Below are 16,435 nucleotides of genomic sequence, written 5' to 3' on the forward strand. Positions count from 1 at the left end.
GTTTCGGGCAATCGCACTTCCGCAAAACAGCCATTTACTCGCTGTAGTACAGCCCAGAGATTGCTATTAGTGCCGCTTGGGGTTCCATGCTTTGTGTACGAATTCAAGGCGGTTGCCGTCGAAGTCGGAGACATTGGCGGCATAGTAGCCGGGGGCAAAGTGGGTGCGATCTGCTGGCTTCCCCTCGTCGGTGCCACCGGCTTTGATTGCAGCTGCGTAGGCGACGTCGACCAGTTCATTGGTGTCGCAGACAATCCCGAGGTACAGCCCGGTCTCGCCAGGCTTGCGTTGACGTAGCCAGATGCTTGACCCAACCGCCTTTCCCTTTCCGTACACATCGTCACCGATGCCGTAAAGATCAGGGACACCGTCGGGGCCCGAAGCGGATTCGTAGTTGCCGAATATGCTCCAACCGAGTGGCTTCAACGTTTCAGAGTAGAAGGCCAGTGACTTGTCGATGTCAGTGACAGAGATGTAGACATGGTCGATCATTTGAGTACCTTCCCTAGAGGTAATTAAGCGATAACTGGAATTGTAAGCGATATATACGGGCACGCCCATTGGCCGCATATGGGCGATTGCTGCCACTGGTGACAGGCTGCTTGCGACCCAAAGCGGAAGTTGGAGTTTACCGAAACCAGACATTCAGTTGTGATGGTAATCACGTACCTATCGTTGGTTTGCCATCACCCCGAAAATTTGCGGTTCTTTTCTCATGGCGTTCTTAGTCGGAATCCTTTGGCACCGACAGGAATTGTGCAAGGCGAACTTGGATACGCAGATCCAATAAATTCCAATTCGACACGAGCGTTCCGCTGATCGGGTGCGGAAACGATTGGTTGAGTGGCGCCCTTATGTTCAACCATGATAGCGCTTGAGGGGATTCCCTCAGCTTTCAGAATGTGGTCGATATACTGAGCTCGCTTCATTGAAAGCTCTTGAGTTTCTTGCTGATTTCCTTCGCTTGCTTCAGCATGACCGACGGCAATCACGACCTCTAATGGACAAAACTCGGATTTTCTTACTCTGTTGATAGTGTCAGTGAAACGTTGTAATTCGCTTGCAGATGGCGTTGTTGCCGTGCGTTCAAAATGAACATCTGCATTAAAGCGTCCCTCGACGTTCAAAGGAGATTCAGCTTGAGCAGACTCAAGCAATAACGCCGTAAATATGAAAGCAATTGGTGGTGTCATTTTATTAGTGCTTTAGTCCGTGAAATTGAATTCAATTGCATGAATGGATTTGCTGTAGGAGGCTAGGCCATGACAATTTCTTCCCAAGTACCACTGGAGGAAAAAGTTTTTTGAAATGTGGGAGTCATGCGTACAAGAAGCGATTCTTGGTATGAGTCTAGCTCGCCAATAGACTTCAATACGAATGAGTCAACAAGCTTAAGGAATGGCTTTCCAGCATAGCGGTCAACTGGCTGAGGTTTTTTGCCAAATCCGAAGATGCCCATCTGTGAGTCCTAACGTGAAAGATACGAGTGCATCATTAATGCTATTACCGTCTTCTCATGGCCGATTGTGGAACAAAAGAAAAATGTTCCCGTTACTGTGGGCCTTTTAGATACGATCACTTAAATCTTCAAGCTCATCCCAAACCACTCCATCCGCAGCTATGGCCTGCATCCGCTCGGACCAGATGAAGCACGGCTTGCCCATACCCTTCAGGAACTGCAGTCTTTCCGGCCTCCGAGATAAGCCGAGATTTTCAACCGGAACGACTGAACCCACTCCCAGCCTGCGTGCATACCCAAGCTCTGCCAGCGCATCAACCACTTCTTCCATGCCGCGTTGTGGGCAGAAGGGTGTATCGATGTGGAAATTCAAGCCATAATAATCTGTGCCGTAATTGGAAAAGTGGTAGCAAAAATAATGCAGCATATGCTGAAAGTCTGGACCTTCCTCTCGATGAGAAACAGCCACTTTGGCGACCTCCGTCACTTCATGTGCGAATGTGAAATAACAACCACTATCCGCCACCTCTTTCAACACCTGTAGTTCGGTCAGAGATTGAGCAATATTTTCAAGATTGGATAGATGATGGTGATAAAAGACGAGTTGATGGACATCAAATTCACGTGCAACGAATTCGGCCACTGCTGTATCGTTCTCGGCGCAATTGTGCGCAGCTCGCGCCATCGCTAGAGAAAGTAGCCCATAAGCATGATCATCTTGCCGCATAGTTAACGTCATCGGATTAAGTGTTGCTGGTAAATGGATTTGAAATACCACTATTCAGTCCCTATGAAAAGGCATCAAAGCTAGAGAATCGACATCGTGGTAAAAAATCGTCATGGACGTTCCAGTGAAAAATTATAAAAATTTAATTCGCATAGCCTTTAGACAGTCTGACCGGCCGCTTCTGGCCGATAGCAGCTTTAAGGTACACGACGGCTCTCGATAGATTCGACAAAAAAATAGCCGGGATGAATGAACGGTGGTCTGTTTAAATTGTCGCCATACAGACGAATTCTGTCGCCCTGAGTTCCCAGTTCAGGTTTGTCATTCATTGACGCCAATGCTCCAGAAAAACACGAATCTTTACGCGAAACTGAGGCTTCGCCGTTCTGTCTTAAGTCGAATTTACCTTTGATGACTTGTGCGTTAGCAAGAATCAAAACTTCCGGATTCTCGACATAACCGCACAGCGGGCCATATGGGCCAGTTTCACACTCTTTCTGACCTCCTGTGTGAGTGATGTCGACGACAGTCGCTTCAACAATCCATTCGGCAGCCTCTTTGCATTCTTGTAGATCCTTACAGCTAAAGTGAAAACACGGATGATGGGCTTCGGCGACTGGGGCGACGATCAAAAGCATAGTCACAACTAGCGAAAAAAATAACTGATTCATGCAGGTCTGATCCTTAGTTATATAGCGCTGCTGAGTGACCGTAATGGGACATCACGGCAACCGGCAGCTCCAGACCGATTTGAGCCGGTCGCGACAGCCTCAATTCGACCCGAAGCGGACATAGCTACTTCCTAATAACGGACACCCATTAATTAACGCTCATATAAGTCAAACATGAATCATTGTTTTGTTTTGGCTCCGTAAATTTCATGATGATGGAATACCCACCTTTTTTGGTGAATCCATAAGTCCCCACCCACAACTCTTGAGGAGTCCGTTGCAAGTTTGTTTCCAATTTCCAGCCTTGCTGAAGCACAGCAGCTATTATGTTTTTGTCTGAAACACACATTACTTTCGGTGCTGCCATAGGGTCAATCCCAACCAATGCATTATCAAAACTCAAGTGCATCAGCATCATTTGAAATGCCCACATGGGCTTTTTATCAATTTCTCTCAAGTGAATATACAAATCCCCTTCAATGGGAATCACTCCGTAGTCTATTCGCAAAAGTCCACCGTCAATAGACCGACGCTCTTTCCATGGCCACGCAGAAACATCGAAAATATCATCAACAAAATTTGGATTAACCTCTTTTTCTGCGCCTGCCGTTATTTTTAACAGCCTCTCCTGCAAGGCGCCTCCCGTATTGGGAAATTTTGGAATCTTAATGAGAGCCGCCTTGAATTCTTCCAATTCTTGTTGGTTTGATGAAATTCCAGAATTATCTTTGGCGAACGATGTATTGGCGCTCGCAAAAAAACTAAATATGGCTGCTACAGCCAAGAGCAATCCGATTTGTTTCATATACCCAATTTCCCAGTGCTTAAACTAATAATTGAAGGTTACCCTCGACTGACCGTTCCTGGCCGGAAGCAGACCTTACAAAAACAACGACTATCTGCAGTGCGACCGCTAGAGTGTATCTACAATACTTCAGCTACAACCTCGAAGCGGCAATGATTAGGAACGGCTCGATGCGCGAGCCCAGCTTGTCATAGCGGGTAACAATTGGTCCTGGTTCAGTTACTCTGGCACTATCACACGATTTTTTTCAGCATCGTTATTTCGGCAGGCTGAAATCCGGCACGCTCATATAAAGTTCGGGCCACAACATTATGTGCAAAGACATTTAGCTCTAATCGTGACAATTTCAATTCGCGCGCTATATTCTCTAACAATTCGAGCGCTTGTTTTGCGTAACCTTGACCACGAAATTTCGAATAAATCTCAAAGTCATATATGAATGCGACGGAGTCATCGATACCATACCAAACAATCCCAACCGGACCACCTTCTGTTTCAGAGATAATTCTTAGGATGTATTGACCTTCAGTTGCCATGCCGTGTGGCAGCAATTGATGCACGCTATCTTCCCCCTTGGCGTATGCCACGGAATAAGAGCAACCACTACTTTGGACGATATCTTCCGCATACTGCTGAGTAGATCGAGTCATGTAATCTCTAAAGTCATCAGGTGCCAAAGGTTCAAGACGTAGCATATTTTTTTGAAAATAGAAAAGATGTGATGTGGCCAAATGGCGCTCTATCGTCCTCCCCTGATACAAAATTACCAGGAGTTCTTTGGACAGCTTTGAGATGACTTACTGCGTCGGTAAAATCTTGAATGCCCCATCCAAAGATGCAGGTTACTGTAATGACGAACGACCGGGGCAATATAAAACGAAATCAATGCAATAACATTAAGACAGGCTGAGGCCTATGCCGGGTCAAATTTGAGCCAACACAAATAATGGATAGCTACCATCGTCCGTTGCCGCTTTCACGCAAAATTCGGCAATCATTGATCGACGTTCCACAAACTGCTTTGCCTTACACGCAGCGTCGCCGGCGGCATCAACAGCGCTCTCCAGGATCGAACCTGCCAGAACATCATTCTGGAATTCCTCGTTCTTGCGGCATACCTTGTCGTACGCTTCCTGCAGCTGGCTGATTCGCTGAGTTAGGCTCTCCAGGTGCGAACGTAATGGCGCCACCTCCCCAGCATTCTTGAGCAAGACAGTGACCATTGCGGCGACGTTTTGCTCGACGGCACCCTGTACCGACCGCAACACGGCCACCTGCTCTGCCGTGCGCGGATCCCGCTCCGGCTCATTGGAGAGCCCCAGCAGGTAATCGGCGCTCACCCCATAGGCGCCCTTCTCATCTGGCGCCTTGATGCCATAGCCCTTGCCGTCCTCCAGCAAATTGGAATGGCAAAGAACCGTCGTATCGGTGTGATAGTTACAAACGCCGGGAAAGCGCAATGTGCCTTCCTGGTCGCGCGCGGAGGCGTGTATCTTGGTCAAAGGCTTATGACGGATTTTGATGCGCTTCTTGGGTTTCTTTGATCGTTGAAAGGATGAGGAGGACAGAACGCCAGTCAGACCATGGGACATTGCCGTTCGACGCATTGGCTTTGCCGAACGCTTCATGGGACTACGCCTCATGAACGCAACCTACATGTCCGACACAAATTGTCCCCTCGCGCGAACTGCCCGACGCTCTTCCTTTGCGGCATGTACCTGTTCGCATTTCACCGATAGATAGACGATCAGAGCGCGCAAAACGCGTGAATCGGACCCAGGACGTCGGTCAAGCAGCTGCCGCGGCAGCCGCCCCGTTCCTCGTTGCGCCCAAAGACATCAGGCGTTGCGCCATGCAAAAAACGAACAGCAGCACGCCGATCACGATTTTGGTCCACCAGGAGCTGAGTGTGCCGTCGAAGGCGATCAAGGTCTGGATCAGGCCCAGGATCAGCACGCCGCTCAGGGTGCCGGCGACATAACCGTAACCGCCGGTCAGCAAAGTGCCGCCGATCACCACCGCGGCGATCGCATCCAGCTCGGTGCCCTGCGCATGCAAACCGTAGCCGGACAGCATATAGAATGAAAACAAGACGCCGGCCAGCGCCGCGCAGAAACCGCTGAAGGCGTAAACCAGCACCTTGGTGCGCCCTACCGCCAAGCCCATCAGCAGGGCCGATTGCTCATTGCCGCCGATGGCATAGACAGCGCGCCCGAACCGGGTGTAGTGCGCAAGATAGATGGCCAGCGCCAGCATCATCATGGCGATCAGCACGCTGGGAGAGACGAAAGCGCCCAACACGCCGATCCTGGCCTGCGACAGCGTCACATACAAGGGCTGGTCGATGGTGATGGAATTGATGCTGATCAGGTAGCACAGGCCGCGCGCCAGAAACATTCCCGCCAGCGTGACAATGAACGCCTGCAGCTTGAAAAAATGGATCAGCGCTCCCATGCAGGCGCCGAAGCCGCCGCCGATCAGGAGCACGCAGGCAATCACCAGCAGCGGCGGCCAGTGCCAGTATTGCAGCAGGTAAGCCGAGATCATGGTGGTCAGCGCCAGCACCGAGCCGACCGAGAGATCGATCCCGCCCGACAAGATCACAAAAGTCATGCCTATCGCGATCACCAGCAGGAAGGCGTTGTCGATCAGCAGATTAAGCACCACCTGCAAGGAAAAGAAGCCGGTATAAGCGACAGAACCGAGGCCGAATGTCAGCAGCAGCAATGCCACCGTCACCATGGAAGTGAAATAGGGAGACGCCAGCAGCGAGCGGAATATTTTCATCATTTGTCCCCGGCCGAGCTGCGCATCCGGGAAGCGCCGCCAGACAAGCGCGGCATCAGATGGCGGAACTCCTTCGATTGCGACAGGCATACCGCGAACACCACGACTGCCTTCACCACCATATTGACTTCGGGCGGTACGCCCATCGAATAGATCGTATAGGTCAGCGCCTGGATGATCAACGCGCCGACCACGCTGCCGGCCAGGCTGAACTTGCCGCCGCCTAAAGAAGTGCCGCCGAGGGTCACCGCCAGGATGGCGTCCAGTTCCATCAGCAGGCCGGCGTTGTTGGCGTCCGCGCTCTTGATGTTGGAACTGATCATCAGCCCGGCGGCGCCGGCGCAGGCGCTGCAAAACATATAGACGAAAAAGATCAGCGCCGCGGTGCGGATGCCGGCCAGCCGTGACGCCACCGGATTGATGCCGACCGCCTGGATGAACAAGCCCAGCGCCGTTTTGCGCATGAGAACAGCCACCGCTAGAAAAACGCCAAGGGCGATGAACAAGGAAAACGGCAAGCCGAGCAGATAGCCGCTGCCGATATAGAAAAACGGTTTGTAGTAGACCGTGATGATCTGGCCGTCGGTCAGCAGCTGCGCCAGGCCGCGCCCGCCGACCATCAGTATCAAGGTGGCGATGATCGGCTGCAGGCCCAGGGAGGAAACCAGGAAACCGTTCCAGACGCCGCACAGGAGCGCTGCCCCCAAGGCCGCCGCGATTGCCCATGCCATCGGGATGCGGCTGGCGTACTCCGGCACGCCGCCATGCATCTGCAGCGTGCCGCCGATCAGCAAGGCGGCGACGGTGCCAGAGATCGCCACTACCGCACCGACCGAGATATCGATGCCGCGCGTCGCAATCACCAGGGTCATGCCGAGCGCGGTAAGTATCAAGGGCGCGGCGCGGTTGACGATATCGATCAGGCTGCCGTAGAGATGGCCGTCTTTCCACTCCAGCCGGAAAAAGCCCGGGATCATGAAAAAGTCCACGGCCAGCAGCAGCGCCAGGGCCGCCACAGGCCGGAACAGAGGATGCTGCACAAAACCCGATAACTGTTCCATGGGAGTGTAAGGTGGGGACGCCGCCTGCCCGGCTTGCTTGCCGGCATCCGGGTTCAATGGAATGTTCATCCGCACTCCCCTGCAATCACCTGCAGCACCGAATCGTCATCCAGCTCGCCGCGCCGGTACTCGCCGCAAGCCTTGCGATCGCGCAGCACCAGCATGCGGTCGCTGACCCGCAGCACTTCGGAAATTTCAGATGAGATGAACAGAATCGCCATGCCCTTGCGGCACAGGGCGATCACGTGGTCCATGATTTCCTGCTTGGCGCGCACATCGATGCCGCGCGTCGGTTCGTCGAGAATCAGCATGGCGGGATCGGTGGCCAGCCAGCGCGCCAGCAAGGCTTTCTGCTGGTTGCCGCCGGACAGTGCACCGATCGGGGTTTCCATATCCGGGGTTTTGATGCCCAGCCATTTGATGTAGTCGCTGGCCAGCGACTGCTGCCGCTTGTACGGAATCACGCGCAGCAAGCCGGCCCTTGCCTGCAAGGCCAGGATGATGTTTTCCCGGACCGACAATTCCAGTATCGCGCCTTCCTTTTTCCGGTCTTCCGAGCAGAAGCCGACGCCGGCAGCGATCGCATCGCGCGGCGAATGGAATTTTTCGGCTTTCCCTCGTACCTGTATGGTCCCGCTGTCGGGCTTGTCGGCGCCGAACAGCAGGCGCGCCGTTTCGGTCCTGCCGGAACCGAGCAAGCCGCACAGGCCGAGCACCTCGCCGCCACGCAAATCGAGATCGAGAGGCGCCAGTATGCCGTTCCGTCCCACTCCCCGGGCCTGCAGCACGGCGTGCCGGCCATCGCCAGCCAATGCTTCAGTGCGCTCGCTGCCGGCATCCGCATCGGACGGCGATGAGGCTTGCATGCCGACCATCTTGTTCACCAGATCCAGCCGGCTGAGCTGGCTGGCCAGGTATTCGCCCTCGCGCACGCCGTTGCGCAGCACTGTGATGCGGTCGGAGATTTCGTAGGTCTGTTCCAGGAAATGGGTGACGAACAGGATTGCCATGCCCCGTCCGCGCAGCTTGCGCAAGACCTCGAACAGCAGCTTGACCTCGGCGTCGTCAAGGCTGGAGGTCGGCTCATCCAGGATCAGCACTTTGGCGGAGATGCTCAAGGCGCGGGAAATCGCCACCATTTGCTGGATCGCCAGGGGAAACCTGGAAAGCGGCGTCGCCACATCGATCCTGACATGGAGCTCGCTCAGCAGGCGCTGCGCTTGCAGCTGCATGGTTTTCCAGTCGATCGCACCGTATTTTTTCGGGTAACGGCCGATGAAGATGTTTTCAGCCACCGACAGGTTCGGGCAGAGATTGACCTCCTGGTACACGGTGCTGATGCCCAGGCCCTGCGCCTCCAGCGTCGAGCGCGGCTGCACCGGCTGGCCATGCAAGAGCATGCGGCCGCTGTCAGGCGCATAGACGCCGGTCAATACCTTGATGAGCGTCGATTTGCCTGCGCCGTTCTGGCCCATCAACGTGTGGACCTCACCCGGGTACAGCCGCAAGGCCACATCGCTGAGCGCCGTCACGCCGCCAAATGTCTTGCATATGCCGCTCAGGGCAAGGGTTGGAGCGCCGCTGTCCTGCGCCTCGCCGGTAGTGCCTGTTACCGTTTTAGTCATCCGCCTGCGATCCCGAGGTTTTCATGCAAGATGGTACGTCCGGCGCACCATCACGATAAACGTGGCGATGCGGAAATCGCATCGCCATCCGGATCGGTCTTCAATATTTGCGGTTCGGGAATTCCTTGGCGGCGACTTCCGCCGGGAATACGCTCTCCTCGGTCGTGATGCGCTTGGGCACGGTCTCGCCGGCGACCACCTGCTTCGCCACTTTCATCAGCTGCGGCCCGAGCAAGGGACTGCACTCTACCGTGACGTTGAGCTTGCCGGCCATCATCGCTTCAAATGCGCCTTTGACGCCATCCACCGAGATCACCAGGATATCCTTGCCGGGCTTCAGGCCGGCTTCTTCAATGGCCTGGATCGCGCCTATCGCCATGTCGTCGTTGTGGGCGTACAGCACATTGATTTTCTTGCCGTCGGTCTTGAGGAAGGCTTCCATCACTTCCTTGCCCTTGGCGCGGGTGAAGTCGCCGGATTGCGAGCGGATGACCTTCAGATGCGGATTGGCGGCGATAGTCTCGGCGAAGCCGGTCTTGCGGTCGATCGCCGGCGCCGAACCGACCGTGCCTTGCAGTTCGACGATATTGATATCGCCGGCAGGCATGCTCTTGGCGCGCTCCAGCAGCCAACGGCCGGCGCGACGGCCTTCTTCAACGAAATCGGAACCGATGAACGTCACGTACAGCGACTTGTCCTTGGCGTCGACCGCGCGGTCGGTCAGGATCACCGGGATCTTGGCGGCTTTCGCTTCGCCCAGCACAGTATCCCAGCCGGACTCGACCACCGGCGAAAAGGCGATCACGTCGACTTTTTGCGCGATGAAGGAACGGATCGCCTTCACCTGGTTTTCCTGCTTTTGCTGGGCGTCGGCGAATTTCAGTGTGACACCGGCCTGTTTCGCCGCATCCTTGATCGATACGGTATTCGCGGTACGCCACTCGCTCTCCGCGCCGACCTGCGAAAATCCCAGGACCAAGGCCTTCTCGGCGCTGGCGCCGGAAGCGATTCCGAATCCCAATCCCAGGCAAAGAGCTGCGTTCAGTACCGTTCTGCGTGTCATTTTCATTGCTTGTCTCCGTTAATTTATCGGCATTTTTCGCAACGCAGATCGCTGGCCTGACCGGCGCGACAAAGCCATCCCTCCGGTATTATTTTTTTACTGTAAAAAAGATTTTTGGGGGATGTGCGCGCACCATACTAGGAGGGAAGCAGGAGACTATCCAATGAAATTTTTCGCCCTTCAGATACGCATTTCGGTATCTGTTCCGTGGCATGCGCTGAGGGCCGCCGGCAGTTCGGCGCCCTGGTTCGGACAAAAAAAAGCCCGCTAACTTTCGTTGCGGGCTGAATCCAAACCTTATGAGGTGTTGGAGGAGACAGGTGCACTATATCGCAGCGCAGCATATCCGTCTGCTTGATTGTTGTGATACCTGATATTCACCAGGAAAATACTAGCATGCGGTTATTTGCGCGCCGCATCAAGAATCAAGCCGGCCAGGCCTTCGTAGTTGCCGTCGAAATGATGACCGCCAGTGAGCTTCAACAGCTTGACACGGCTGGCATCGAGGCTGGGACAGGAAGTGTCCGTCTCTTCGCTGCCGTAGATGCACATTCCCAAACCTGCCGGCAACCTGGCGACTTCCGGCGCTATCGGCAAGCCATCGTTGCTGGAACTGACCCAGTTGGTCATATGAAACTGGAAGTCTGCTTTTTTACCCAGGCCCATCATGGCGACCAGCGGAACCGATGAGAGCATTGCCGGCGACAGCCGGTTGACCACAAAAGGCAAGACGTCGGCTCCTTGCGAATAGCCGATCAGCAGCACCTTGTTTTTCTTCCAGCGCGCCATATAGAACTGCGCCAGGCGCTCGACATCCCTGGCGGTCGAGACCGGCGTGCGGGCGCTCCAGAAATAGCGCAGAGAATCGACGCCGACTACCGGCACGCCGCGCTTGGCAAGCGCAGCCGCGACATCGCGATCGATGCCGGCCCAGCCGCCGTCGCCGCTGATCAGGAGCGCCATGGTGTCGGCATCGCGCGGCGGCTGTGATTGCGCGATGGCGGCGACCTCGACCACCGGCAGGTCCGATACCGCTGCCGGCGGCGCCGGCAGCGCCAGCGGCTGCCTGGCCGCGAAGCTGGCGTAGGCCGCAGCCAGCGCAGCCGCCTGGTTTTGTCCGGCGCCGTCCACATTGATCAGCGCGGCGCCGGCAACGCCGGCGACAAACGCCTGGGTAACGCCGGCGCTGCACAGTCCGTCATTCGGGGCCTGCGTATTTTGCAGGACATGCCATGCAGCAGGTAATTTAGAGACAGGCAGCAGCTCGACACCTTCGCCTTTGGCGCGCGCCTTGAAATGCACGCCCTCGCCTTTGCATAGCGGCTTGCGCAAGGCCAGGGCCGGACAGAATCCCAGCGTCAGGGCGCCGCTGAAAGTGTTCGCGGGCGCTTGCGCCAGCATGGCGTACGACAAAGTGGCGCCGGCGCCCTGGCCCACCAGCAGCGGCGGAAAATATCCCGGCACCTTTTCGTAGGCTTGCACGAAGCGGCTCAGGTTCTCCAGATCGCCGTCGGGAAAGGCGCAGTCGCCGCCGTCGGCGTTGAGGCTGGCGAACAGCTGCGGCGTGCCGATCCCCGCCACCAAAGCGCCTTGCGCCGCCAGTGCCTTCGCTTTTTCAGCCGCGCTCTTGTCCCAGCCGGCATCACCGGACAGCAACAGGACGACACCGTTCATGGCGCCGCTCGGCTTATAGATTTCGATACTCTTGAAACGGCCATGGCTCAGGCGCTGATGCGATTCCTCGGCCGCGACGGTGCCGCCGGCCAACACAGCGCCCGCCAGGCAGGCCGCCCACACCGCTGATACTTTTTTCATTTGCTGACCGCCCCCTTGAGACCGCCGCTGATCAGTGCAGCGGTATCGGTAAATGTGAAAATCGGCGCCAGGCCGCCCTTGCTCACCAGGTAGCGCGCTTCCCACACCGGATCGAACTTGTCCTTGAAATTGCGCAAGCCGCGGAAATTGTAAAAGCGACCGCCATGCATGAACAGGATGCGGCCGAAGCGGTGCCAGCGCGAAGCCAGCTGATGGTCTTTCATGCCTGACATCGGCGCCATGCCCAGCCCGAAACGCTGGAAACCCTGTTCCTTGAAATGCAGCATCAGGCTGGAGAACAGGAAATCCATGGTGCCGGGCGGCGCATCCGGCAGTTGCCGCATCAGGTCGATAGCGGCCTCGACCCGCGACACATCCGGACACATGAGGCTGGCGAAAGCGATGATCTTCTGTGCACGGCGAATCACCGCGACCGGCTGGCGCAGGATATAAGCCTGGTCAAAGCCGCCCAGCGAAAAACCCTTTTCGCGCGTGTCCTGATCGGCCAGCCAGGCGTCCGAGACAGTCTTCAGTTCAGCCATCACGGACGACAGCTGCGCCGGTGCGACGATCTCGAAGCTCAAGCCCTCGCGCTCAGCGCGGTTGACGCCATGCCGCAGATTGGCGCGGCGCGGCCCTTGCAGGCTGAACTGGTCCAGCGGCACATAGGCTTCTTCGCCCAGCTTATAGACCCGCAGGCCGGCATCGAGATACAGCGGCAAGGATTGCGGCCGCACTTTGTAGAACGCGGCGCGGCCGCCGTAGCCGTCGGCCAGTTCGATAAAACGCCAGATCAATTCCGACCATTCCTGCTGCTCGCCGACCGGATCGGACAGCGCTACCCAGGAGCGATTGTGCTTGGCGTACATGATGAAGCTGTTGCCAGAGGCTGAAAACAGCAGGCTTTTATCGCCCATCAGCGCCAGGCAGGCATCCGCCGCCGGCTGCTTGCGCAGGATCCCGGCGGCGCGCTGCAGCTCCTCCTCGCCGGGACGCTCGGCGACGCCGGTGGAACGGCGGAACAGCTGCCACAGGCCGAGGCCGAGCGCCATGATCGCCACCACCATCAGGGTTCGCATCGAGCGCGGTGCGTAATCGTCAAAAGCGAATTGCCACCACATGCGGTCGGCAAAATCGATATCGCGATAGGCGAACAGCAGTATCCAGCCGCAAGCCGCCAGCACGCAGGCGACCGCAATCAGCCAGCCCGGTTCAAAGGTCTGGGAAAACAGCGAGGAACGGCGGTCAAACTGCTTGCGTGAAATTACCAGCAGCGAAGCCAGCAGGAACAGTACGATGAATTCGTTCACCGCGATCCCCTTGGGGAGCGCCAGGATGCCGGCAATGATGGTCAGCACCAGCGACGCCCACCATGCCGCGTCTAGCCTGTGCAGCAGGCCGCGCGCCAGGAACAGCATCGCCAGTCCGGCCACGCTGCCGATCAGGTGCGAGGCCTCCACCACGAACAGCGGCACGTGCAGCCGCAGCAATTCCTCAGCATGGCGGGTGGCCGGCGTCACCCCGGATACCAGCAGCATGGTGCCGGTGACAAGGGTTAGCGCGGTCAGCAGCCAGGGCGACAAACGCACCGCCGCGCGCGCCACCGGTGCGCCGGTGCCCGCGCGTATTTCAATCGCGGCGAGCAGGATCGTCGCCAGCAGCAAGGGCAATAGAAAATAGATGCTGCGGTAGAGCAGCAAGGCCGCGGCGATGCCGCTGGTCGGCGCGTGATTGGCGCAAGCCAGCAAAATCACCGCCTCGAACACGCCGACGCCGCCCGGCACATGGCTGATCACGCCGAGCGCCATGGCGATAGCGTAAAAAGCGACGAAAGTCGGCAGATCGATGACGCCGCCCGGCAGCAGGAACCATAAGGTAGCCGCGGCCGCGCTCAGGTCGACGGCCGAAATCAGCAGCTGGCGCAGCGCCAGCCCGACTTCCGGCAAGCGCAGGTTCCAGCGCCCGAACAGCATTACCTCGCGGCGCACTTTGCACAAGACCATGAACCCGGCCACGCCAAGCAGCAGCAGGCTCGCCAGCGCGCGCAGCAGCCAGCTCGGAATATGCGCCAGCGCCTCGATCTGCGGCGCGCCCCACAGGAGACCGAGCGCGCCGAAGGTACTCATGCCCAAGCCGAACGCGCTGGCATTGAAGGCGACCGCCTGCGCCACCTGGGATGCTTCAACGCCGCTTGCCGTGTACAGGCGCATGCGTACCGTGCCGCCGGTCAGCACGCCGAGGCCGACCGTGTTGCCAAGCGCGTAAGCGATGAATGAAGTAAGGCCGATGGTGCTCCCTTTCACCTTGGCGCCGACGTAGCGCAAGCTGGAGACATCGTAGCCGGCCAGCGACAGGTAACTGACGGCGGTCGCCAGCACCGCCAGCAGCAGGTTGCTCACAGGGGTATGCCTGACCGCGTGGACAATGCTGCGGTAATGCACATCCGCCAGCAAGGCATGCAGCGACTTGAACACCAGCGCGCCGAGAATCAGCACCAGCAGCGCCGTGGCCCATGCACGCCAGCTGATGCCGGTCTTTTGCGCGGCGGCGGGATTCGCGCCGGCGATTGTCTTGTCTGTTTTTGACGGGGAAGAATGACTTGCCATGTGACCTTAATTAATCCGTCCACGCCTCGGGCACGGAAAGCGGAAGTTGCTTAACCACCTGGTAAGAGCCAGTTTACAAAGCAAGGTTCGTGACGGCAAGTAATAAACCGGCAAAGAAATTGCGGGCGGAAACAAAAAAACCGCTCCAGCACGAGGCTGGGAGCGGCTTTTTGTACGTTCCGGAATGAACCGCAACATGTTCTTGGAGGAGGCGGTGGGAGTCGAACCCACGATACAGGTTTAAGCCCGTATGCTTCCTTAGCAGGGAAGTGCCTTCGACCACTCGGCCACGCCTCCAAGCTTAAACGGCTTTTAGCAACGCCGCGTTAAGGACACGAATAATAACTTTTCATAGGGCATCGGTCAATAACGCTATGCCAAATTAACAGTTTTTTTTGAAAATTTTTTGAAAACCCGCTGAAAACCTGCTGCGCCGGCCGGCCCCGGGCCAAATCAGCGCAGCGGGACCGCGGTTTTGAGAGATTTGCGCCGAATCAGGCGCTTATCAGGCGCTTTCCAGGCCAAAAGCCTTGTGCAGGGCGCGTACCGCCAGCTCCATGTACTTCTCGTCGATCAGCACCGAGATCTTGATTTCAGAAGTCGAGATCATCTGGATATTGATGCCCTCTTCCGACAAGGTACGGAACATTTGCGAAGCGATGCCGACATGGCTCCGCATGCCGACGCCAACCACCGACACCTTGGACACCTTGGCGTCGCCGGTGATGCTGGCTGCGCCGACATGGGTCTTGACCTTCTCGTTGAGCACATCCATGGCCTTGGTGTATTCGCCGCGCGGCACGGTAAAGGTAAAGTCGGTCTTGCCATCCACCGACTGGTTCTGGATGATCATGTCGACTTCGATATTGGCATCGGCGACAGCGCCCAGGATCTGGTAGGCGATGCCAGGACGGTCAGGGACGCCGAGCACGGTAATCTTGGTCTCGTCGCGATTAAACGCGATGCCGGTAATGGTGGCTTGTTCCATCTTGGTATCTTCCTCAAACGAAATCAGGGTGCCGGAAATTGCTTCTTCTTCCAATGGCATTAATGGGTCGGTCAGCGACGACAGCACGCGGGTCGGCATCTTGTAGTTGCCGGCGAATTCGACCGAGCGAATCTGCAGCACTTTAGAACCCAGCGACGCCATCTCCAGCATTTCTTCAAAGGTCACCGTCTTCAGGCGGCGCGCATCGGAGACGACGCGCGGGTCGGTGGTGTAGACGCCGTCGACGTCGGTGTAAATCAGGCATTCCGCCGCCTGCAGGGCAGCCGCCACTGCTACCGCGGAAGTGTCGGAACCGCCGCGGCCCAGGGTGGTGATGTTGCCGTGCTCGTCGACGCCCTGGAAACCGGTGATGATCACGACTTTGCCGGCATCCAGGTCTTGCCGCACCTTGGTGTCGTCAATCGACCGGATGCGCGCCTTGGTATGGGCCGAATCGGTCTTGATCGCGACTTGCCAGCCGGCGTAGGACACCGCTTGCTTGCCGATCGCTTGCAAGGCCATCGCCAGCAGGGCTACCGAAGCCTGCTCGCCGGTGGAGGCCAGCATATCGAGTTCGCGCGGATCGGGCTGGGCGCTGATTTCCTTGGCCAGGCCCAGGAGGCGGTTGGTTTCACCGGACATCGCGGAAGGCACCACGACGATTTGGTGGCCGGCGTCATGCCATTTGGCGACGCGCTTGGCGACATTCTTGATGCGCTCGGTCGAGCCCATCGAAGTGCCGCCGTATTTGTGGACGATTAAAGCCATAGGGTGTGTTTTGGGTGCGGGAAGCGGACTTAGTGCAAGAAAAATAAAAAATCAACCCTT

General features: G+C 56.9%; 14 protein-coding genes and 1 tRNA gene. All 15 read right to left on the reverse strand.

Annotated features, from left to right (window positions below):
* Window positions 1-66: 66 nt before the first annotated feature.
* A complete protein-coding gene (locus KHU30_RS04795) occupies window positions 67-492 on the reverse strand; it encodes a VOC family protein (protein WP_211441464.1) in 426 nt (141 codons plus the stop codon).
* A gap of 221 nt (window positions 493-713) precedes the next feature.
* The gene (locus KHU30_RS04800; protein WP_211441465.1) at window positions 714-1,193 is read right to left on the reverse strand and encodes an OmpA family protein; all 480 of its coding nucleotides are present in this window, start codon (window positions 1,191-1,193) and stop codon (window positions 714-716) included.
* A 372-nt stretch (window positions 1,194-1,565) separates the two neighbouring features.
* The gene (locus KHU30_RS04805; RefSeq protein WP_211441466.1) at window positions 1,566-2,237 is read right to left on the reverse strand and encodes a hypothetical protein; all 672 of its coding nucleotides are present in this window, start codon (window positions 2,235-2,237) and stop codon (window positions 1,566-1,568) included.
* A 146-nt stretch (window positions 2,238-2,383) separates the two neighbouring features.
* Entirely contained in the window at window positions 2,384-2,857 is a 474-nt protein-coding gene (locus KHU30_RS04810; RefSeq protein WP_211441467.1) for a hypothetical protein, read from the reverse strand.
* A gap of 148 nt (window positions 2,858-3,005) precedes the next feature.
* The gene (locus tag KHU30_RS04815; protein ID WP_211441468.1) at window positions 3,006-3,662 is read right to left on the reverse strand and encodes a hypothetical protein; all 657 of its coding nucleotides are present in this window, start codon (window positions 3,660-3,662) and stop codon (window positions 3,006-3,008) included.
* A 233-nt stretch (window positions 3,663-3,895) separates the two neighbouring features.
* Window positions 3,896-4,393: a GNAT family N-acetyltransferase gene (locus tag KHU30_RS04820; protein WP_211441469.1), complete on the reverse strand. Its 498-nt coding sequence runs from the start codon at window positions 4,391-4,393 to the stop codon at window positions 3,896-3,898.
* Window positions 4,394-4,585: 192 nt separating this feature from the next.
* A complete protein-coding gene (locus KHU30_RS04825) occupies window positions 4,586-5,290 on the reverse strand; it encodes a nuclease domain-containing protein (RefSeq protein WP_211441470.1) in 705 nt (234 codons plus the stop codon).
* Between the two features lie 160 nt (window positions 5,291-5,450).
* Window positions 5,451-6,452, reverse strand: coding sequence for a galactofuranose ABC transporter, permease protein YjfF (gene yjfF / locus KHU30_RS04830; RefSeq protein WP_407928022.1), 1,002 nt, complete (start codon window positions 6,450-6,452; stop codon window positions 5,451-5,453).
* On the reverse strand, window positions 6,449-7,579 hold the full coding sequence (locus tag KHU30_RS04835; RefSeq protein ID WP_211441471.1) for an ABC transporter permease: 1,131 nt from the start codon (window positions 7,577-7,579) through the stop codon (window positions 6,449-6,451). Before KHU30_RS04835 ends, yjfF begins: the two co-directional genes overlap by 4 nt.
* A complete protein-coding gene (locus tag KHU30_RS04840; RefSeq protein WP_211441472.1) occupies window positions 7,576-9,135 on the reverse strand; it encodes a sugar ABC transporter ATP-binding protein in 1,560 nt (519 codons plus the stop codon). Before KHU30_RS04840 ends, KHU30_RS04835 begins: the two co-directional genes overlap by 4 nt.
* Before the next feature lie 100 nt (window positions 9,136-9,235).
* On the reverse strand, window positions 9,236-10,204 hold the full coding sequence (locus KHU30_RS04845) for an ABC transporter substrate-binding protein (protein WP_211441473.1): 969 nt from the start codon (window positions 10,202-10,204) through the stop codon (window positions 9,236-9,238).
* 396 nt (window positions 10,205-10,600) lie between these two features.
* Entirely contained in the window at window positions 10,601-12,013 is a 1,413-nt protein-coding gene (locus tag KHU30_RS04850; RefSeq protein WP_211441474.1) for a virulence factor family protein, read from the reverse strand.
* On the reverse strand, window positions 12,010-14,619 hold the full coding sequence (gene mprF, locus KHU30_RS04855) for a bifunctional lysylphosphatidylglycerol flippase/synthetase MprF (protein ID WP_211441475.1): 2,610 nt from the start codon (window positions 14,617-14,619) through the stop codon (window positions 12,010-12,012). Before mprF ends, KHU30_RS04850 begins: the two co-directional genes overlap by 4 nt.
* A 203-nt stretch (window positions 14,620-14,822) precedes the next feature.
* Window positions 14,823-14,916, reverse strand: a tRNA-Ser gene (locus KHU30_RS04860).
* Window positions 14,917-15,124: 208 nt separating this feature from the next.
* Window positions 15,125-16,375: an aspartate kinase gene (locus KHU30_RS04865; RefSeq protein WP_211441476.1), complete on the reverse strand. Its 1,251-nt coding sequence runs from the start codon at window positions 16,373-16,375 to the stop codon at window positions 15,125-15,127.
* Window positions 16,376-16,435 lie beyond the last annotated feature (60 nt).

Source organism: Collimonas humicola, assembly GCF_018304945.1.
GTDB lineage: Bacteria > Pseudomonadota > Gammaproteobacteria > Burkholderiales > Burkholderiaceae_D > Collimonas > Collimonas humicola.